Origin of the sequence: Streptomyces californicus, from assembly GCF_000717645.1 — a bacterium.
GTDB classification, from domain to species: domain Bacteria; phylum Actinomycetota; class Actinomycetes; order Streptomycetales; family Streptomycetaceae; genus Streptomyces; species Streptomyces californicus.
Genome location: NZ_JNZZ01000010.1, coordinates 49,263 through 67,601, shown reverse-complemented (window position 1 = coordinate 67,601; position 18,339 = coordinate 49,263). Strand labels below are relative to the sequence as shown.

Genomic DNA, 18,339 nt, shown 5'->3' with positions numbered 1-18,339 from the left:
GGACGCCCCCGCGGGCTCCGGGGCTCCCGCGCGCCCGGCCGCTCCTCCGCCCCCCTCCCCTACTCCGCCCTCCGCCGCTCCCCCGCACTCCGCCGCTCCTCCGCCCCCGGACGTGCGGCGCAACCGGCGTTCGGACGCGCAGCGCAACCGGGAGCGCATCCTGCGGGCCGCCACGGTGGAGCTGACGCGCCGCGCCGACGTACCGCTGAGCGCCATCGCGAAGAAGGCGGGCGTCGGGCAGGGCACGTTCTACCGTCACTTCCCGCACCGGGAGGCGCTCGTGCTGGAGGTGTACCGCTATGAGATGCGCCAGGTCGCGGAGGCCGCCCACGAGTTGCTGGAGAACCGTCCGCCCGAGCGGGCGCTGCGCGAGTGGATGGACCGCCTCGCCGCCTTCGCCATGACGAAGGCGGGTCTGGCGGACGCGATCCGGCTGGTCACCAGCGCACCGGGCGGTCCCGCCAAGCCGGGGCCCACCCCGGTCATGGACGCCGCCGGGACGCTCCTGGAGGCCTGCGAGGCCGCCGGAGCCGTCCGCCCCGGGGTGAGTCCGGACGACTTCTTCCTCGCCATCGCCGGTCTGTGGCAGATCGATCCGCACGAGGACTGGGAGCCGAGGGCGGGCCGGCTCCTGGACCTCGTCATGGACGGCCTGCGCGCGGGGGCGCCCGGCCGGTGACCGGCCACCGGCCGGGCGCCCGCTGTCACCGCCCCGTGTGATGATGCCCCGTACGACGCCGGGGCCCGGGGAGGGCCCGGGGGCGAACCGGGCGACGGGAGCGGCGGGTTGAGCAGGGGCGGGACGTCCATACCGGACGACGAGTGGGAGCGTTTCCTCAGGGAGTCCGAAGCCGGGAGCCCGGGGGCGCCCGAGGAGCCGTCGGCACGGGCCCGGATGGTGACGAGGCGGCTCCAGGAGGAGCCGGGCCGCCCGGAGGCGTGGCGGACGTACGCCCCGGCCCGGCGGCGCGGCAAGGGCTGGTACGTGTTCGGCCTGGCGGTCGCCGTGGTGCTGCTGATCGCGGTCTTCGCCGCCCCGGGGCGGATTCCCGGCCTGTCCGACGGCGGCGGCACGGCGGACACCACCCCGCTCGCCGCGGAGTCGGAGCGCCCGGACGGGCCGCCCGCAGCGGGCGGTTCGGATCAGGAGCCCACGCCGGCCGAGCCGTTCAGAGGATCGCCGGCCGAGCGCTGGAGCGACGGAGCGGCCGGAATCCATCTGCCGCAGGCGCGGGCGACCGGCTGGATGAGCGAGGCGGAGGTGGCCCGGGCACTGGAGCGGACGCGGGACTTCCTCGTCTCCTCCAGCCTCGATTCCGCCGTGCTGAGCGGCGAGAAGCCCGAGAAGGCCATCGCGCTCGTCAACCCGCACCAGACGGACGTCCGGGCCTACCTCAAGAGGGCGTTCACCGCGCCCGACCGCGAGAACGACCCCCTCCTCCTGTTCAGCCGCTTCCGCTCCGCCGAGGTCCGTCCGGTCGGAGACGTGGTCAGGACGCGCGGCCGGATCTCCTTCCGGGAGGGCGAGAAGGGCGCGGTGCGGGTCTCCGCGGACGTCACCTACGTCTACCCGGTCAGGCGCGCCTCGGGGAACGACGACGAGGTGGCGCGCGTCATCGTGCGCCGCGAGACGGTGGTGAACTGGGACGACCCGGAGAAGATCGTCACGGAGCCGGGGACGTTCTCCATCGTCTCCTACAAGCTGGACACCACCAACGGCGGCTGCGACGTCCATGACGGCTATCTGCACCCCGCCTTCCGCGTCGACCGCACCGGCGCCGCCAGCGACGACGGGCGGTCCGTCGACCCATACGACCGGAGCGGGCCGATCGAGGACCGGCAGCGGGAGGACGGGCGCTGCGACACCGCGACGCGTTCCTGACCGACGGGCTGTGGGGCGCGTTCCGGAAGCGGCCGTCCGGGCGCGGGCCCGCCGGTGCCGATGACGGTGAAGCCCGGCAGCTCAGCGCGGAGAATCCCGGTTGCGCAGGGGCGCGGGTGTTGGATCCAATGACCGGCATGCTCACCCGGGCGGGTCCGCCCCGGCGGGACGCGATGATCGCGCACCGTCAGCGGCCGACGCGCGATCCGGGCAGACCGCGACCGCATCGCCCCCGAGGAGACGCCACCCGATGAACACGCCACCATCGCCGTCCGGAGCGGAGCACACGGGCGGGTCGCCCATCCGCCTGGGTGCTCTCGTCCCGTTGACGCGGCCCGGCTGGGCCGAGGCGGGCCGGCACCTGCTCGCAGGACTCGATCTGGCCGTTCGTGAGGTCAACGACGCCGGCGGGATCGACGGCAGACCGCTGGAGTTGGTGGTCCGGGACACCGCGGCCGATCCGGAGCGGGCCGCGGCGGCCGTGGACGAACTGGCCGACCTGGGCGTGGCCGCCGTGGTGGGTGAGTACCACAGCGTGGTCGCCCGCGCCGCCGCCGCCCGCGCCGACGCCCTCGGCGTGCCGTTCCTCTGCTCGTCCGCGGTGCTCGACGCGCTCACCGAGGAGCCGACGGAGTGGGTCGCGCGTCTGGCCCCGGCCCAGTCCCACGGCTGGCGGATCTACGCCGACTTCCTCCTCGGCGCGGGCCGGCGCCGGATCGCCGTGGCGACCCAGCCGAGCGTCTACTGGACGTCCGGGACCCGCGTCCTGCGGGACCACCTCGCCCCCCGCGGCGGCACCGTCCTCGAACTCGACGCGTCGCTCACGCCCGAGGCCCTGTGCGACGCGCTCGTCGACCATGGCGCGACGGCGCTCCTCCTGCTGGTCGGCCACCCGGAGCCGGCGGTGCCGGTCGTCCGGGCCGTCCGGAGCGACCGGCGGCTCGCGGAGATCCTCATCGGAGCGCCGGCCGGACAACCGGAGTTCGCCGAATGGGCCGCGGCGCTGGGCGAGGACGGCGCCGGGGTCCCGTTCCTGCGCTACCTGCCCGAGCGCCTCGGTCCGCTCGGCGAACGCGTCGGGAAGGAGCTCCGCGAGCGGCTCGGCGAAGCGCCCTCCTTCGTCGCCTTCGAGGGCTGGGACACCGTCGCCGTCCTCGCCGCGGTGCTGCGTTCCCACGGCACGGACCGGGCGGCCGTCGCCGCGTCATGGCCGCGCGTGGCGGTCGAGGGCACCCGCGGGCCGATCCGGTTCTCCCGCACGCCGGGCATCGGCGTGTGGCAATGGGTTTGGGCACCCGCCCAAGTCGTCGACCGGGACCCGGCGGAACCCGACCGCTTGCGGCTCCTCCACGCCGGCTGACGGTTGACGCCGCACCCCACCGCGTGCCTCTCCTTGTGGTCGGCCTTGTCGAACCCGGGCGGCCGGCCGCCGCGCGAGCGGCCGAGCCCGTGGTCGTCCGGCTCGACGGCGACGCCGCCGGGCGGCTCCTTTCGGGGACCCCCTCTTCCGCGCATCCTCGGCGTGCTGGTGCGCCCGGGCCGCGGTGGAGTCCAGGTCCATGTCCCCAGTGATCAGGTCGTTTCTCGGAACACGCCTCAGGGCCCCAGCAGCGCCGCGACGGTGAAGAGCACCGGGACCGAGAGCAGGGTGGACAGCAGGACGGACTCCCGGGCGAACCGCTCGGCCACCCGGTAGTGCGTGGCGTAGGTGAAGAGGTTCTGGGCGGCGGGGAGGGCGGCGATCACGACGACGTCCAGCAGCGCCTCGCCGCGCAGTCCGAACAGTCCCGCGCCGACGGCCCAGGCCACGGCCGGCTGCACGAGCGACTTCAGGGCGACGGACAGATGGAGTGCGCCCCGGTCCTCCCCGCGCCCCGGCCGCTCGCCGCCGTACAGGGATATCCCGAAGGCGAGGAGGACGGCGGGGACCGACATGTTGCCGATGAGGACGAGCGGTTCGAGCAGCGGCCCCGGCAGGGGCAGTCCGGACGCCGCCACCGCGACCCCGGCCAGGGAGGCGATCGCCATCGGGTTGCGCAGGGGCGTGGTCAGCCGCCGGGCGGCCGACACCGGCTCCCCCGGGCGGCTGAGGTCGAGGACCGTCAGGGCCAGCGGGGTCACCACGATCTGCTGGAGGAGCAGGACGGGGGCGACGAGCGAGGCGTCGCCGAGGACGTACACGGCGATGGGGATGCCCAGGTTCCCGGCGTTGACGTAGGAGGAGCACAGGGCGCCGATGGTGATCCGGTCGGCCCGCCAGCGCAGGAGGAACCGGGCCACGACGGCGAAGATCCCGGCCGTGGCGGCCATGGCGACGGCGGTGACCAGCAGGCGCCCGGACAGGACGACGGAGAGGTCGGCGCCCGCCAGCATCGTGAAGAGCAGGGCCGGGGTCGCGACGTTGAACGCGAGCCGGGTCAGTACGGTGCGGCCGTCCTGCCCCAGATATCCGCGCCGCCCGATGACGTATCCGACGGCGATCACGGTGGCGATCACCGTGAATCCGGTGAGGACTCCCTGCATGTCTTCCCAGCTGGTGGATCGGGGGCGCGCGGCACAGCGGGCCTGGTGAGCGGGTGGCCAGCGTTTCAGACGGGTGCGGCGGTCCTTGAACCGGGGTGACCGGCGTACGGGCGCTCCCGGCCGTGCGGCCGCGACGGCCGGCTGATGCCCTCCCGGCCCTCACCTGATCAGTCCACCGCCGCCCTTGCCCGCCTGCTCAGAAATTCGCCCCGATATGCCCGCTTTCGCGAATCGGCTTAGCCTGCTGACACTGCTCGGGTAGGAGACAGCCGGCGCCGTCGGCGGAGGGCGAGCTTCCATGGTCGAACCACGCAAGAAGTCCGGACTGCTCGGTGAGTTGTCCGCCGAGTTCGCGGGCACGTTGATCCTCATCCTCTTCGGATGCGGTGTCGTGGCCCAGGTGGCGGCGGGCGGAGCCCTGACCGATCCGGCCGGCGGACTCGGGGACCACGACAGCATCGCGTGGGCCTGGGGGCTCGGCGTCACGCTGGGCGTCTACGTGGCGGCGCGGCTGAGCGGGGCGCATCTCAACCCCGCGGTGACGCTCGCGCTGGCCGCGTTCAAGGGGTTCCCCTGGAAGAAGGTCGCCCCGTACGCGCTGGCGCAGACGGCGGGCGCCTTCGTGGCCGCGCTCGTCGTCCGCTGGAACTACAGCGAGGCGCTGGCGAAGGCCGACCCCGGACACACCATCAAGACGCAGTCGGTGTTCTCCACGCTGCCGGCCAACGGCAACCCGGCACTGCCGGTGCACGAGTGGGGCGCCTTCCGCGACCAGGTCATCGGCACCGCGATCCTGCTGCTGCTGATCCTGGCCGTCACCGACCTGCTGAACACCCCGCCCGGCTCGAACCTGGGGCCGTTCGTCATCGGCCTGATCGTGGTCGCGATCGGTATGGCGTGGGGCACCAACGCGGGGTACGCGATCAACCCGGCCCGTGACTTCGGGCCCCGGCTGGCGAGCTTCCTCACCGGGTACGGCGGGGCGTGGCGCGATCAGTACGGGAATCTCTACTTCTGGGTGCCCATCATCGGCCCGCTGATCGGCGGTCTGCTGGGAGCGGGCCTCTACAAGGTCTTCGTCGGACGCTTCCTGCCGTCCGCGGAGCCCGAACCGCCGGGCCGTGTCCCGGCGGGCAAGGACTGACCCACACCGGCCGGAGAGGCAGCACATCATGGCGGACTTCATCGGCGCGGTGGACCAGGGGACCACCAGCACCCGATTCATGATCTTCGACCACGGCGGCAACGAGGTCGCCAAGCACCAGCTGGAGCACGAGCAGATCCTGCCCCGGTCCGGCTGGGTGGAGCACGATCCCGTGGAGATCTGGGAGCGCACCAACTCGGTCATGCAGAACGCGCTGCGGTACGGCGGTCTGTCCCCGACCGATCTGGCGGCCATCGGGATCACCAACCAGCGGGAGACCACGGTGGTGTGGGACCGCCGCAACGGGCGGCCCTACTACAACGCCATCGTCTGGCAGGACACCCGCACGGACGCGATCGCGGCGAAGCTGGAGCGTTCGGGCAAGGGCGAGGTCATCCGCCGCAAGGCCGGGCTGCCGCCGGCGACGTACTTCTCGGGCGGCAAGATCCAGTGGATCCTGGAGAACGTCGACGGCGTGCGGGAGGCGGCGGAGGCCGGTCACGCGGTCTTCGGGAACACGGACGCCTGGGTCCTGTGGAACCTGACCGGCGGGCCGAACGGCGGCATCCACGCCACCGACGTCACCAACGCGAGCCGGACCATGCTGATGGATCTGGAGACCCTCGACTGGGACGACGAACTCCTGGGCTTCTTCGGCATCCCCCGGTCGATGCTCCCGAAGATCAACCCGTCCTCGGACGCGGACGCCTACGGTTCCACCCGTACGTCCCGGCCGCTGAGCGCCGCCGTCCCGATCGGAGGCGTCCTCGGCGACCAGCAGGCGGCCACCGTCGGCCAGGTCTGCTTCTCCCCCGGCGAGGCCAAGAACACCTACGGCACCGGCAACTTCCTGGTGCTGAACACCGGCCACGAGCTGGTCCGTTCGCAGAACGGCCTGCTCACCACGGTGGCCTACCAGTTCGGCGACGACCCGGTGGTCTACGCGCTGGAGGGGTCCATCGCCGTCACGGGCTCCGCGGTGCAGTGGCTGCGCGACCAGATGAAGATCATCAAGTCGGCGCCGGAGAGCGAGGAGCTGGCACGCAGCGTCGAGGACAACGGCGGGGTGTACTTCGTCCCGGCGTTCTCCGGCCTGTTCGCCCCGTACTGGCGCTCCGACGCCCGCGGCGCGATCGTCGGCCTCGCCCGGTACAACGACAACGCCCATCTGGCGCGGGCCACTCTGGAGGCCATCTGCTACCAGAGCCGCGACGTGGTGGAGGCCATGGAGCAGGACTCCGGGGTCCATCTCGACGTGCTCAAGGTGGACGGGGGCGTGACCGCCAACGACCTCTGCATGCAGATCCAGTCGGATGTCCTGGGCGTCCCGGTCAGCCGCCCCGTCGTCGCCGAGACGACCGCGCTCGGCGCCGCCTACGCGGCCGGACTCGCCACCGGCTTCTGGCAGAACACGGACGAACTGCGCAGCCAGTGGCACGAGTCGAAGCGCTGGACGCCCCAGTGGACCGAGGACCAGCGCGCGGAGGGGTACGAGGGCTGGAAGCGCGCGGTGGAGCGCACCCTGGACTGGGTGAAGGTGCCCTGACCCGTCGCCGAGGCCGGTCCGGCCCCACCCGTGCGGGTGAGGCCGGATCCCCGCACGTAGGTTGGGCCGGTCCCGTCCCCTTCCGACAAGGACCGGCCCGACGCATGTCCGACACCAGCACCAGCACCAGCACCAGCACCAGCACCAGCACCAGCACCAGCACCACGATCCGCCTGATCGAGCCCGCCGACGCCGCGCCGATCGCCGCCCACCGGGTGCGGGACGCGGAGGCGTTCCGGCGGTGGGAGCCGGCCCAGCCGCCCGACTACTTCACCGCCCGGGGGCAGGCGGAGCGGATCGAGGGGCTGCTGGCCGGACACCGGGCCGGCACGGTCTGGCCGGGCGTGGTGCTCTTTGACGGAGAGGTGATCGGTCAGGTCACCGTCGGCGGCATCCTGCCGCAGCCGCATCTGCGGCGCGCTTCGCTCGGCTACTGGATCGCCACCGTCGCCCAGAACCGCGGACACGCGGGCGACGCCGTCGGGCTCGCCCTGCGGGTGATGCGGGAGGAACTCGGCCTGCACCGGGTGGAGGCGTCCACCAACCTGGAGAACCTGCCGTCGCAACGGGTGCTGCGCCGCAACGGGTTCACCCCGTACGGCGTCGCACACGCCGCGATCCTCCTCGACGGAGCCTGGCGGGACGGGCTGCTGTGGGAGCGCGTCCTGGGCGACTGAACGGGGCCGGGCGAGGTGCCGCGAGGTGAGGCCGCACCGGCTCCGCCCCCGTCCCCTCACACCCCCCGGCGGGACTCCCGTACCAGCAGCACCAGGAGGTACGCCCCGCCCACGCACACCGTGACCGCGCCGGTCGGCAGGACCACGTCCGGGATCGCGTGCTGGGCCGCGATGTCCGCCCCGAGGAGCAGGAGCGCGCCGACGAGAGCGGAGGCGGCCAGGTCCACGGAGGTGCCGCGCCCGGTGAGGCGGCGGGCGATCTGCGGGGCGGCCAGGGCGACGAAGGAGATGGGGCCCGCCGCGGCGGTCACGGCGGCGGTCGCTGCCACGCCGAGGACCACCAGCAGCAGCTTCGTGCGCTCGACGCGTACGCCCAGCATCGCCGCCGTGTCGTCGCCCAGTTCGAGCCATCGCATCCGGCGCTGCGCCACCGGGGCCGCCACCGCGACGCCCAGGATCAGGACGGCGGCGGTCGCCAGGGCGGGCAGGCCGACCGCGCTCAGGGAGCCGGCGCCCCAGACCGCGGCCCGTAGCGCGGTGTCCACGTCGGCCTTGACCGAGAACCACGTGTTGACCGAGGAGAGCAGCGCACCGACCGCGATGCCCACGATGATCAGCCGGAAGCCGCGCACCCCCCGCCGGAACGCCAGCAGGTAGACGACGAGAGCCGTGACGAGCCCGCCGGTCACCGCGCCCGCGGCGAGCGCCGTGTAGCTGGTCGCGCCCGCCAGCAGCATGAGGACGACGCCCGTGTACGAGCCGGTGGTGAAGCCGATGACGTCGGGGCTGCCGAGCGGGTTGCGGGTGAGGGACTGGAAGACCGCGCCGCCCACGGCGAGGGCGGCCCCGAACAGGACGGCCGCGACGATGCGCGGGGCCCGCCACTCCAGGACGACCGTGCGGACGCTGCCGCGGGCGGTACCGGAGGCGACCGAGGCCAGGTCGGCGAGGCTCAGCGTGAAGCTGCCGAGCGTGAACGCCCACAGCGCCAGGGCGACCAGCGCGGCCGTGAGCGCCCCGCAGACGAGGAGCGAGCGCCGGGACGCGCGCAGACTCAGGGATCCCGCCCTGAGGACGAGTGCTCCGCTCACAGTTCCTTCACCCGGTTCCGGCGCACCAGGAGGATCAGGACGGGAGCGCCGATGAACGGCATCATGACGCCGACCTGCAGCTCGGCGGGGATCACGATCAGCCGGCCCAGTACGTCAGCGGCCAGCACGATGACCGGGGCGAGGACGGCCGAGTAGGCGAGGATCCAGCGCCAGTCGGGGCCGGTGAGCCAGCGCACGGCGTGCGGGACCATCAGGCCGACGAACATCAGCGGTCCGGCGGCCGCGGTCGCCGCACCGCAGAGCAGGGCGACCGCGATCACCACGCCGGACCGGACCGCGCCGACCCGCAGCCCGACGGCGCGCCCCGCGTCGTCGCCGAGGGCGATGGCGTTGAGCGGGCGGGCGCAGAGGGCGGCGGCCACCAGGCCGGCCAGGACGAAGGGCAGGATGTCGCCGACGGTGCCGGCGGGGCGGTCGGTGATGGTGCCCGCTCCCCAGAACCGCATGCGGTCGAAGGTGTCGGTGTCGATCAGGGCGAGCGTCTGGGAGATGCCCGCCAGGACCGCCGTGAACGCCACCCCGACCAGGGTGAGCCGCACCGGGGTGGGCCCGCCGCGCCCGCCGCTCGCGGCGAGGTAGACCACCGCCGAGCCGGCGATCGCCCCGACGAAGGCGAACGGCAGGTACTGCTCGATGCGGGTGACGCCGAGGACGGCCACGGCCAGGGTCACGGCGAAGCTCGCCCCGGCGTTGACGCCGAGGACGCCGGGGTCGGCCAGCGGGTTGCGGGTGAGCGCCTGGATCAGCGCGCCCGCCACGCCCAGGGCGACCCCGACGACGATGCCGAGCAGCGTCCGGTCCACCCGGGAGCCGCTGACCGTGGCGTGCGACGCGGAGCCGTCGGGCGCGGTGAGCGCCTGCCACACCACGTCCGGCGGAAGCAGCGCGGAGCCGATCGCGACGCTGAGGACCACCGCCACCAGCAGCAGGCCGAGCGCGACGCCCAGCCCGACGAGGCGGCGCGTCCTGCGGCGTGCCGAGTGCGACGGCCCCGTCGGTGGGGGCGCGGTCGTCGGCGCGAGCGCCTGTGCCATCTGTTCTCCCTGAGCGACGCGCCCCCGGGCAGGCCGGAGCGGCGCGCGTGATCGACGTACATGTACTGCGGGGTCCGCCGGGACCGTACGGGGTTTCCGGCGTCGGCTCAGCCGCCGCCGAGCGCCCCCACCGCGTCCGCGGTGAGCGCGTTCACGGGCACCCCCGACTCGCGGCTCAGCGCGCGCAGCAGTCCGGCCCGGGTGGCGTAGCCGGCCGCCCGGGCGGCCGCCGTCAGCTCGCCCCCGCCGCGGAGGTGTTCGACGGCCGCGTTCATCCTGGCCCGGTTGCGCCACCGTGTGAAGGGCAGCCCGGTCTCGTCGAGGAAGACGCGCTGCACCTGGCGGGCGCTCATCCGGTGCCGTTCGGCGAGGCTCTCCAGCGTGGCGGCGGGGGTGCGCAGCGCCTCGCGGGCGAGGGCGCGGACGGCGGGGTGGACGGGCAGGACGACCGGGAAGTACTGGCGGGAGATCCCGCGCAGCACCCGTCCGAGCGCCTGCCGGAACGGTTCGACCTGCTCCGGAGTGGTGGGCGCGGCCCCGAGCGCGGTGGTCATGACCTCGGTAAGCGCAAAAACCGCCCCGAGCGGCTGGATGCGGCATCGTGGCTGGTCAGCGGGGTCGAGGAAGGGGCCGAGCGCCATGCCGCCCGGGTCGATGCGCAGGGCGTGCGGGACGCGGGGGGCGAGCCAGAGCGCCTCGTTCCGGCCGAGTCGCCACTGCCCGCCGTCGGCCGTGAGCCGGGCGCTGCCGGTGACCACGTAGACGAGGTGCGGCTCGTCGTGCTGGTGCGTGTCGTGTCCCAGAAAGCGGATGGCGTTCTCGGCGACCACGGTGCCGAGGGATGTCGTCGGCAAGGGTGCCTCCCGTTGTGCGATGCGTCGTGTCCGTCACTGACGATGTCGTACTCGGATCGACGCAGCGGGACCAGCGAGGTTAGCCTCACCTTACCAACAGCTCGAATCTCCGAGCCTGCCCATTCTCATGAGGTCCCATGTATGCTCCTGCCCGCCTTCTCGCCGTCGCGGTCGTCGCCGCGCTGGCCCTCACCGGCTGCTCGGCCTCCGACCTCTCGGGTGACGGGGACAAGACGTCCGCCGCCGAGACCCGAACCGTCACGACCGACTACGGCAAGGTGAAGGTGCCGACCGAGCCCAAGCGGGTGGTCGTGCTGAACCACGCCCTCGCCGGGTACATGTACGACCTCGACGTGCCGGTCACGGCCACGATCCCCGAGGACGCCGACGGCAAGGGCGAGTTCTCCCCGTACTGGGAGAAGGAGGCGAAGGCGGACGGCACGACGTTCCTGCCGTGGAGCGTCGACGGCTTCGACCTGGAGGCGATCCTCGCCCTGGACCCCGACCTCATCGTCGGCGGCGGCATCGGCTTCCCGCTGTTCCAGGCGGAGAAGGTGTACAAGGACCTCTCCGACATCGCCCCGACCGTTCTCGTGGGCAAGAAGCTCGGCGACTGGCGGGCCCAGTTCTCGTTCCTCGCCGACGACGTGTTCGGCAAGCCCGACGTCTACAAGGAGCACCTGGCCGCCTACGACAAGCGGATCGACGAGGTGAAGCAGGCGATCAAGCCGCCGGCCGGCCCGGTCTCCTACCTCACCTACACCGGTGACGGCACCGCCTTCGGCCTGGTCGAGAGCGTGGGCCTGCCCAGCGAGCTGAAGAAGGTCGGCATCGAGCCGGCCCCGGTCTTCGCCGACGGCGGTTTCAAGGTGTACGGCCAGGGCGGCGACATGTTCGAGCTGTCCACCGAGAAGGTCGGCCAGACCATCACGCAGCCGTCCGTCTTCGTGATGGGCTTCAACGCGGACACCACCGACGTCGCCACCCTCAAGAAGAACCCGGTCTACAGGGCGCTGCCCGCCTTCAAGGCGAACCAGGCGTACGACCTGCCGTACTGGGTGCTGCGCGGCGACTACGACGAGTCGATGGCGCTGCTCGACATCATCGAGAAGCAGTTCTCCTGATGGCCGCCCAGCGCGCGTACACGACGCACCCGCTCGTCCTGCGCCGGGTCACCGTCCGCCGCGTCCACGAGGTGACCCCCCGGATGCGGCGGGTCGTCCTCGGCGGCGCGGACCTGGCCGCGTTCACCCGCGACGGGATCGACCGCCCCGCCTTCGCCGCCCCCGGTTTCGACGACCACGTCAAGCTGATCCTGGCGTCCGACGGGGACGTGCGGGCGGCGCTCCCCGCCCAGTTGCCGCACGGCATCGAGTGGACGCCGGCCGAGCACCGGGTGACCCGCGACTACACGCCGCGGCGGGTGGACACCGAGGCGGGTGAGCTGCACCTCGACTTCGTGGTGCACGGCGACGGTCCCGCCGAGTCCTGGTCCGCGTCGGCCCGGGAGGGCGACGAGCTGTGGTTCGTCGGCCCCAAGTCCTCGCTCCGGCTTCCGGAACGGCTGGACTGGATCCACCTCGTCGGCGACGAGACGGCGCTGCCCGCGATCGGCCGGTTCCTCGACGAGCGCCCGCTCGACGCCCCGGCGCACGTCCTGGTCACCGTCTCGCACGACGAGGCGCGCCAGGAGCTGGCGCTGCGCGACGGCGACACGGTCACCTGGGTGGTCGCGGAGCCGGGCGACGCGGCCGCGCTGGAGGCCGCCGTGCGCGCTCTCCCGGTACCGCCGGGCGAGGGGTACGTCTGGGCGGCGGCGGAGAGCCGGGCGCTGCTGCCGGTACGCCGGTACCTCCAGCGGGAGCGGAAGCTCCCCAAGGACCGGGTGAACATCACGGGGTACTGGCACCGCGAGGAGGCCGCCGCCCCCCAGGCCCCGGACGCGGCCGAGGCTCCCGGCGCGCAGGCCGCCGCCCCGATCCCCTCTCCCCTGCCGTGGCTGGTCGCGCGGGCCGCGTTGCGGCTCGGCGTGGTCGACGCGGTGGCCGACGCGCCGGGGCTCTCCGCCGACGCTCTCGCGGCCCGGGTGGGCGTGGCCGGACCGGGTCTCGGCGTCCTGCTCCCGCTGCTCGCCTCGTACGACGTGGTGGTCGACGCCGGGGACGGGACCGGGCTGCGCCTGGGCGCGGCGGGCGAGGAGCTGCTGGACGACCACGAGCGCGAGGAGTACACCGGCCACGAGGCCGAACTGCTGCTCGCTCTCTCCCAGTTGGCTCCCGCGCTCAAGGAGGGCACGTCGCCCTGGCGGCTCGCCTCCGGCACGACCCTGCACGAGGCGGTGACCGGGGACGCGGAACGCTACGGCGAACTGGTCGAGGAGTGCGAGCAGTTGGTCTTCCTGCTGGACGGTCTGACGGCCGATCCGCTGTGGGAGGGCGTCGGGAGCTGCCTGTTGACCGGCCCGGGGAGCGCCTCGGTGGCCGCCGCGCTCGACGACGCCGGGCGACGGCCCCGGCTGCTGATCGCGGAGGACGCCGGACCGGCCGAGGTGCTGCGCGGCCACGTTCCGGCCCCGGACCGCGTCGCGTGGTCGGCCGGGCCCGCCGATGTGGCCGTCGCCGCGAAGGCCCTCGCGCACCGCACCGACGAGGAGGCCGTCGCCCTCCTCGCCCGGCTGGCCGAGTGGACCTCTACCGCGGTCCTCGTGGAGGCGTCGCGCCCCGACAACCTGAGCCCGCACGCGGCCGAGGCGGCGCTGCACGCGTACACCGCGACCGGCAGCCCGCTCCGCGACTCCGCGGCCGTCGCCGCCCTCGCGGAGCGGTCGGGCTGGCGGGTCGAGCGGACCGTCGCCCTGGGCTGGGGCACGGAGGCCACGGTCCTGCGCCGGGCCTGAGCACCGCCCTCACGGGGGTGGGGCGGGCGGAAAGCCGCCGGGATCGCTGGGATCCCGGCGGCTCTTCCGTATGCGGAGGAGGCCCGGCCGGGGTCAGCCGGACTTCGGCGGGTTCCGCGCGTCGAAGGCGAAGAGGGTGTTGTCCGCCGCCGCCACGAACACCGCACGGCCCGCCACGGCCACCCGCGGGCTGGCGCCCTCCTGGCCGGTCAGCCCGTCGGCCTGCGGATCCGTCGCCCACAGCGACGTCCCGTCGTCCGGGGAGAGCGCGGCCACCCGGCCGGTGGCCGAGCTGAAGTACACCGCGCCCTCGCCCGCCGCGGGCCCCGACGCCCCTTCCACGCCCGTCTGCCGCACCCACTTCTTCCGGCCGGACACCGGGTCGAACGCCGTGACCAGGCCGGTCTGCCCGCTCACGTAGAGAGTGCCGTCCGCCATGCCGGGCGTGCCCGCGTACACCTTGTCGAACCGGGAGGAGGCGACCTCGCCCGAGGCCGGATCGACCCGGACCACCCGGTCGTACCCGACCCGCGCGGTCCCCTCGTAGTGCGGGGAGAGCAGCACGAGGGAGCCGTCGGCCTCGCCGACCGGCTCGGCGGGGCCCTCGATCTCGATGGCCCCGCCGAACTCCCCGGAGTCGAGGGCGATCGTGCGCAGGGTGGAGCGGCCGGGTCCGAGGTCGTCCACCTCCGCGTCGGTCGCGCACATCGCGAGGAGCCGCGGGCCCTCGGGGACGGGGGCGCACTGCGTGCCGTCGGGGAAGGGCGCCGTCCAGGCGACCTCGCCGCTGTGGGCGTCCCGGGCCTCGAAGCGGGAGTTGGAGGCGTCGACCGTCACCACGGCGGAGCCGGCCACGACGGCGTCCCGGGTCCGGCCGGTGACGGCCGTCGACTGGGCGCCGGACGGCGTGGCCCACAGCTCCTTCCCGCTGTCCGCGTCGAGCGCCACCACCTCGTTGGGCGGGCCCTGCGGATCGTCCTGGTCGGCGATGCGGTAGCCGACCACGGTGTCGTCGGTGGCCCCCACCAGATGCATGCCCTGGGCGGGGACGCCCGGGCTCTTCGCCGTCCACACCGGCGATCCGTCCTCGGCGTTCAGCCGGGTCGCGATCACGCCGCCGCCCCCGCAGAACAGGGCGTCGTCGTCGTGCGTGACGCAGCGCAGCTCGTCGGGGATGTCCTCGCGGCCGCCGAGCACGGTCGTACGCCAGGGCTCGAAGCCGGACGGAAGGGTGCCGCCCGGGGCGGTCGGCGCGGTGTCCCCGCCGCCGTCCGGGCCGCCGCCGCTCGCGTTGAGGGCGGCCACTCCCCCGGCGATCGCGGTCACCGCGACCGCCGCCGCGAGCACGGGCCGCCACCGGCGGCGCAGCCGGCCGCCGACCGGGGCCGGGGTGCTCCCCGTGCCGGAGGGCGCCGGGGTGGCGGGGACGGCCGGGACGGCGACGGCCGGGTCGGGGGCGGGGGCCGCTTCGGAGGGCTCGGGGATGGCTTCGGAGGTCTCGGGCACGGCCGGGGCGGCGGGCGACGGAGTGGCCTGGTGGTGCTGGGTGATCATGTCGCGGGTCCGGCCCGCGGCCGGCCCTCCGGAGGCGGGCACCGGCCCGCCGAGGTCGGCCGGCAGGTCCCGCAGCAGGACCAGGAGTTCGTCCGCCGAGGGGCGTCCCTCGGGTTCCTTGTCCAGGCACGGCTCGACGACCGCCCGCAGGGCCGGCGGCACGGCGTCCAGCGACGGCTCCTCGTGCACCACCTGGTACGCGGTCATGTAGGGGCTGTCCGCGTCGAAGGGCCCGCTGCCCGTCGCCGCGTACACCAGGAGCGTCCCCAGCGAGAAGACGTCGGAGCGCGGCCCCACCCCGCGCGGGGCCCGCAACTGCTCGGGCGACATGAAGGGCGGCGTGCCGATGACCCGCCCGGTCATCGTCAGGGTCTCCTGGTCGGCCGCGCGCGAGATGCCGAAGTCGATGACGCGGGGGCCCTCGGGCGAGAGCACGACGTTGGAGGGCTTCAGATCGCGGTGGACGACGCCCACCCGGTGGATGTCACGCAGCGCCTCGGCCAGCCCGATGGCCAGCCTCCGCAACTCCGCGCCGTCGAGCGGTCCCCGGTCGCCGATGCGCTGGGCGAGCGTGGGCCCCTCGATGTACGTCGTCGCCATCCACGGCTGGTCCGCCTCGGGCGCGGCGTCCACCACGGCGGCGGTGAACGCGCCGCTGACCCGCCGCGCGGCGGCCACTTCCTGCCGGAACCGGATGCGGAATTCGTCGTCCCCGGCGAAATGCTGGTGGATCAGCTTGATCGCGACGGGCCGGCCCGAGCTCGTACGGGCCAGGAAGACCGTGCCCATGCCGCCCGAGCCGAGCCGTTCCTCCAGCGGGTAGCCGCCGATCTCCTCCGGATCGCCTCCGCGCAGCGACACGCTCCCCCACCTCCCGTCCCCCGTGCGTCTTCGCCGCACCGGGCCCACTCGTCCGTCCTGCACACAAACTAGTCGCAGGCAGGTGGGGGCGGGCAAAGCGGGTGGCGCTCCGGAGCCGGAAGGACCGTCCGCCGCGAGGGCGCGGCGGGCCCCGGCCCCGCGGCGGCGCGGACCGGGCCGGGCGGTCAGCGCGGTGACCGCCCGGCCCGGTCCGTCGTCGGCACACGGTGATGCTCAGCTACGCCGTACTCCTCGGGCTCCCCGTGCTCCTTGGGCCCCGTGCCCCCGCGGTACGCCGTGCCGCTTCGGTACGTAGTGCTGGGGCAGCCCCTGCCGTTCCCCGGGCGGCAGGTTCCGGGCGGGCGTCTCCACCGGCGCCGCCGCGGGCCGTCCGCGCTCGCGGTCCCAGCCGGCGCGGGCGCGCGGGTGGAAGCGGTGCCGCTCGGGGACGTACCGCCAGGCGTGGTGGATCAGCCCGCCCACCAGCCGCAGCAGCCGCTCGTCGCGGGGCGTCCAGCGCAGCCCGAGGCGGTCCCGGACCGTCTGCGGGTACAGGCCGACCGTCAGCCACAGGGTGGAGCGGACGAGCGGGACGCGGAGCACGGCCCACAGTGGCGCGGGCAGCCGGCGCAGGAGGGGCGGCCGGGCGATCCGGCGCATGTCCAGGACGTCCCGGGTGGGCCGGTTGTCCTCCAGGACGTCGGCGCACATGTGGTCCCAGTACGCCTGGAACTCCTCCCAGCTCCCGGGTACGGGCCTCATCGAGAGGCCGTAGAGCGCGTACCAGCGGACGTGCTCGTCGAAGAGCGTGCGCCGCTGCGCCTCGGTGAGGCCGCCGTCGAAGCGCTCGGCGATGTGCACGGTCAGCATGAAGAACGTGGCGTGGGCCCAGTAGAACGTGTCCGGGTCGAGCGCGTGGTACGGGCGGCCCCGGGCGTCGGTCCCCCCGATCGCGGCGTGGTAGCCGCGCACCTCGCGGGCGGTCCGGGCGGCGAGCGGGCCGTCGTAGACCACGCCCCCGATCGGGTACAGCGAGCGGAAGAGGCGCTCCCAGCGCTCCTCGAAGAAGCGCGAGTGCTCGGCGACGCCCGCGCCGAGTCCGGGGTGCATGTTCTGCATCGACCCGGCCCAGGGGGCGAGCAGCAGCCCTCGCCAGTCGCCGAACCAGCGCCAGGTGAGGGAGTCGGGGCCGAGGGGTTCGGGGGGCCCGGGGGCTCTCGGGCGGTCGGGGCCGGGAGTTGACGGTGTCACGTGTACCTCCGCTGGCTGGGGGTTCAGGAGCGCTACGGGAGACGGAGCCGTTCCGGGCACGGAGCGGTGCGGAGCACGGAGCGGTGCGTGGCGCTGTTCCGGGCACGGTGCGTGGCGCTGTTCGTGGCGGTGCGCGGCGGGGCGTCGGCGCAGAGGCGTGGGCGGTGGTCCGCAGCTGCGACGAGAGCAATCTGAGGACACCTGTCATCAGGTTAAGATGTGCGGACAGGTGTCGTCAATCGCTTCAACAGGACGTGGAGGAAAGGACGTTGACGGAACGGAGCTGGGGCGGCACCACGCTCGCCGATCGCCGCGCCGCCCGCCGCCGGAGCCTCCTCGACGTCGCCGAACGGCTGGCCGGCGAGGAGGGCGCCGCGGCCGTCACGGTCCGGTCCGTCTGCCGCGCCGCACGGCTGACCGACCGCTACTTCTACGAGAGTTTCGCCGGCCGCGACGATCTGCTCCTGGCCGCCTTCGAGCGGGTGGCCGACGAGGCCAGGAGCGCCCTGGAGGAGGCCGTGGCGCTCAGCGCCGCGCAGCCCGACGTCCGGGCCCGCGCCGCCGTCTCCGCCTTCGTCGCCCTGGTCCTGGCCGCGCCGCACAAGGGCCGTCTGCTGCTCCTGGAGCCGTTCGCCGATCCAGCCCTCGGGGCCCACAGCCACCGGCTCATGGCCGTCTTCACCGAGCTGGTCGGGGGCCAGCTCCCCGGGGCGGTGGACGACGCCGACCGCCGGATGGCCGCGCACGCCCTGGTCGGCGGGCTGGCGAGCCTCTTCGCGGGATGGCTGCGGGGCACGCTCGCCGTACCGCGCGAGCGGCTGGAGGCGCACTGCGTGGAGCTGGTCCTCGCGGCGATGGAACGGCGGTAGCCCGACAGCGCCCACGCCCGCGGGCTCACCGCGTGTACTCCAGGACGGGACGGCAGCGCACGCCGCCGGACGAAGAGGCGGACGTACGGCACCGGGCAGAGAAGGTGAAGGATGAACCATCAGCCTTCTCAACCGC

Annotated in this window: 15 protein-coding genes; 9 read left to right on the top strand and 6 right to left on the bottom strand. The window is 74.2% G+C overall.

Going from position 1 to position 18,339, the window contains the following annotated elements:
• Positions 1-112: 112 nt before the first annotated feature.
• The 3 genes from IF19_RS0115180 to IF19_RS0115170 all read left to right on the top strand — a co-directional run bounded on the left by IF19_RS0115180 (position 113) and on the right by IF19_RS0115170 (position 3,242).
• Positions 113-679, top strand: a complete 567-nt coding sequence (locus IF19_RS0115180; protein WP_030112325.1) for a TetR/AcrR family transcriptional regulator — start codon at positions 113-115, stop codon at positions 677-679.
• Positions 680-787: 108 nt separating this feature from the next.
• Positions 788-1,882, top strand: a complete 1,095-nt coding sequence (locus tag IF19_RS0115175) for a hypothetical protein (RefSeq protein WP_030121027.1) — start codon at positions 788-790, stop codon at positions 1,880-1,882.
• Between the two features lie 250 nt (positions 1,883-2,132).
• Positions 2,133-3,242: an ABC transporter substrate-binding protein gene (locus tag IF19_RS0115170; RefSeq protein ID WP_030121026.1), complete on the top strand. Its 1,110-nt coding sequence runs from the start codon at positions 2,133-2,135 to the stop codon at positions 3,240-3,242.
• 236 nt (positions 3,243-3,478) lie between these two features.
• Here the strand turns inward: IF19_RS0115170 and IF19_RS0115165 are convergent, their stop codons facing one another.
• Positions 3,479-4,405 carry an AEC family transporter gene (locus tag IF19_RS0115165; RefSeq protein WP_030112321.1) on the bottom strand — a complete coding sequence of 309 codons (927 nt, stop codon included), beginning with the start codon at positions 4,403-4,405 and terminating at the stop codon, positions 3,479-3,481.
• 298 nt (positions 4,406-4,703) lie between these two features.
• Between IF19_RS0115165 and IF19_RS0115160 the strand changes: the two genes are divergently transcribed.
• The 3 genes from IF19_RS0115160 to IF19_RS0115150 all read left to right on the top strand — a co-directional run bounded on the left by IF19_RS0115160 (position 4,704) and on the right by IF19_RS0115150 (position 7,772).
• A complete protein-coding gene (locus tag IF19_RS0115160; RefSeq protein ID WP_030112320.1) occupies positions 4,704-5,549 on the top strand; it encodes an MIP/aquaporin family protein in 846 nt (281 codons plus the stop codon).
• A 28-nt stretch (positions 5,550-5,577) separates the two neighbouring features.
• Complete coding sequence (glpK, locus tag IF19_RS0115155; RefSeq protein WP_030112319.1) at positions 5,578-7,095, top strand: glycerol kinase GlpK; 1,518 nt, start codon at positions 5,578-5,580, stop codon at positions 7,093-7,095.
• A 104-nt stretch (positions 7,096-7,199) separates the two neighbouring features.
• Positions 7,200-7,772, top strand: coding sequence for a GNAT family N-acetyltransferase (locus tag IF19_RS0115150; protein ID WP_050493996.1), 573 nt, complete (start codon positions 7,200-7,202; stop codon positions 7,770-7,772).
• Between the two features lie 56 nt (positions 7,773-7,828).
• Here the strand turns inward: IF19_RS0115150 and IF19_RS0115145 are convergent, their stop codons facing one another.
• The 3 genes from IF19_RS0115145 to IF19_RS0115135 form a co-directional block, all read right to left on the bottom strand.
• The gene (locus tag IF19_RS0115145) at positions 7,829-8,863 is read right to left on the bottom strand and encodes a FecCD family ABC transporter permease (RefSeq protein ID WP_030276553.1); all 1,035 of its coding nucleotides are present in this window, start codon (positions 8,861-8,863) and stop codon (positions 7,829-7,831) included.
• A complete protein-coding gene (locus IF19_RS0115140) occupies positions 8,860-9,918 on the bottom strand; it encodes an iron chelate uptake ABC transporter family permease subunit (protein ID WP_030112315.1) in 1,059 nt (352 codons plus the stop codon). The genes IF19_RS0115145 and IF19_RS0115140 overlap by 4 nt, the downstream gene beginning before the upstream one ends.
• 107 nt (positions 9,919-10,025) lie before the next feature.
• A complete protein-coding gene (locus IF19_RS0115135; protein WP_030112314.1) occupies positions 10,026-10,772 on the bottom strand; it encodes a helix-turn-helix domain-containing protein in 747 nt (248 codons plus the stop codon).
• 137 nt (positions 10,773-10,909) lie between these two features.
• Here IF19_RS0115135 and IF19_RS0115130 point away from each other — a divergent pair, with 137 nt between their 5' ends.
• Both IF19_RS0115130 and IF19_RS0115125 read left to right on the top strand, forming a co-directional pair.
• On the top strand, positions 10,910-11,896 hold the full coding sequence (locus tag IF19_RS0115130) for an ABC transporter substrate-binding protein (protein ID WP_030112313.1): 987 nt from the start codon (positions 10,910-10,912) through the stop codon (positions 11,894-11,896).
• Complete coding sequence (locus IF19_RS0115125; protein WP_030112312.1) at positions 11,896-13,668, top strand: siderophore-interacting protein; 1,773 nt, start codon at positions 11,896-11,898, stop codon at positions 13,666-13,668. The genes IF19_RS0115130 and IF19_RS0115125 overlap by 1 nt, the downstream gene beginning before the upstream one ends.
• 93 nt (positions 13,669-13,761) lie before the next feature.
• Here IF19_RS0115125 and IF19_RS0115120 read toward each other — a convergent pair whose 3' ends face one another.
• Together IF19_RS0115120 and IF19_RS0115115 are read right to left on the bottom strand one after the other, a co-directional pair.
• Positions 13,762-16,083 (bottom strand): protein kinase domain-containing protein, encoded by a 2,322-nt coding sequence (locus IF19_RS0115120; protein ID WP_030276556.1) that lies wholly within the window; start codon positions 16,081-16,083, stop codon positions 13,762-13,764.
• Positions 16,084-16,317: 234 nt separating this feature from the next.
• Positions 16,318-17,334, bottom strand: coding sequence for an oxygenase MpaB family protein (locus IF19_RS0115115; protein ID WP_050493997.1), 1,017 nt, complete (start codon positions 17,332-17,334; stop codon positions 16,318-16,320).
• A 269-nt stretch (positions 17,335-17,603) separates the two neighbouring features.
• Here IF19_RS0115115 and IF19_RS0115110 point away from each other — a divergent pair, with 269 nt between their 5' ends.
• A complete protein-coding gene (locus IF19_RS0115110; protein WP_030112308.1) occupies positions 17,604-18,203 on the top strand; it encodes a TetR/AcrR family transcriptional regulator in 600 nt (199 codons plus the stop codon).
• Positions 18,204-18,339 lie beyond the last annotated feature (136 nt).

What these genes read in the sequence shown, in the direction of transcription:
- IF19_RS0115140 (WP_030112315.1), bottom strand. Translation starts at nt 9,918, where the DNA reads ATGGCACAGGCGCTCGCGCCGACGACCGCGCCCCCACCGACGGGGCCG.
- IF19_RS0115125 (WP_030112312.1), top strand. Translation starts at nt 11,896, where the DNA reads ATGGCCGCCCAGCGCGCGTACACGACGCACCCGCTCGTCCTGCGCCGG.
- IF19_RS0115160 (WP_030112320.1), top strand. Translation starts at nt 4,704, where the DNA reads ATGGTCGAACCACGCAAGAAGTCCGGACTGCTCGGTGAGTTGTCCGCC.
- IF19_RS0115150 (WP_050493996.1), top strand. Translation starts at nt 7,200, where the DNA reads ATGTCCGACACCAGCACCAGCACCAGCACCAGCACCAGCACCAGCACC.
- IF19_RS0115170 (WP_030121026.1), top strand. Translation starts at nt 2,133, where the DNA reads ATGAACACGCCACCATCGCCGTCCGGAGCGGAGCACACGGGCGGGTCG.
- IF19_RS0115130 (WP_030112313.1), top strand. Translation starts at nt 10,910, where the DNA reads ATGTATGCTCCTGCCCGCCTTCTCGCCGTCGCGGTCGTCGCCGCGCTG.
- IF19_RS0115165 (WP_030112321.1), bottom strand. Translation starts at nt 4,405, where the DNA reads ATGCAGGGAGTCCTCACCGGATTCACGGTGATCGCCACCGTGATCGCC.
- glpK (WP_030112319.1), top strand. Translation starts at nt 5,578, where the DNA reads ATGGCGGACTTCATCGGCGCGGTGGACCAGGGGACCACCAGCACCCGA.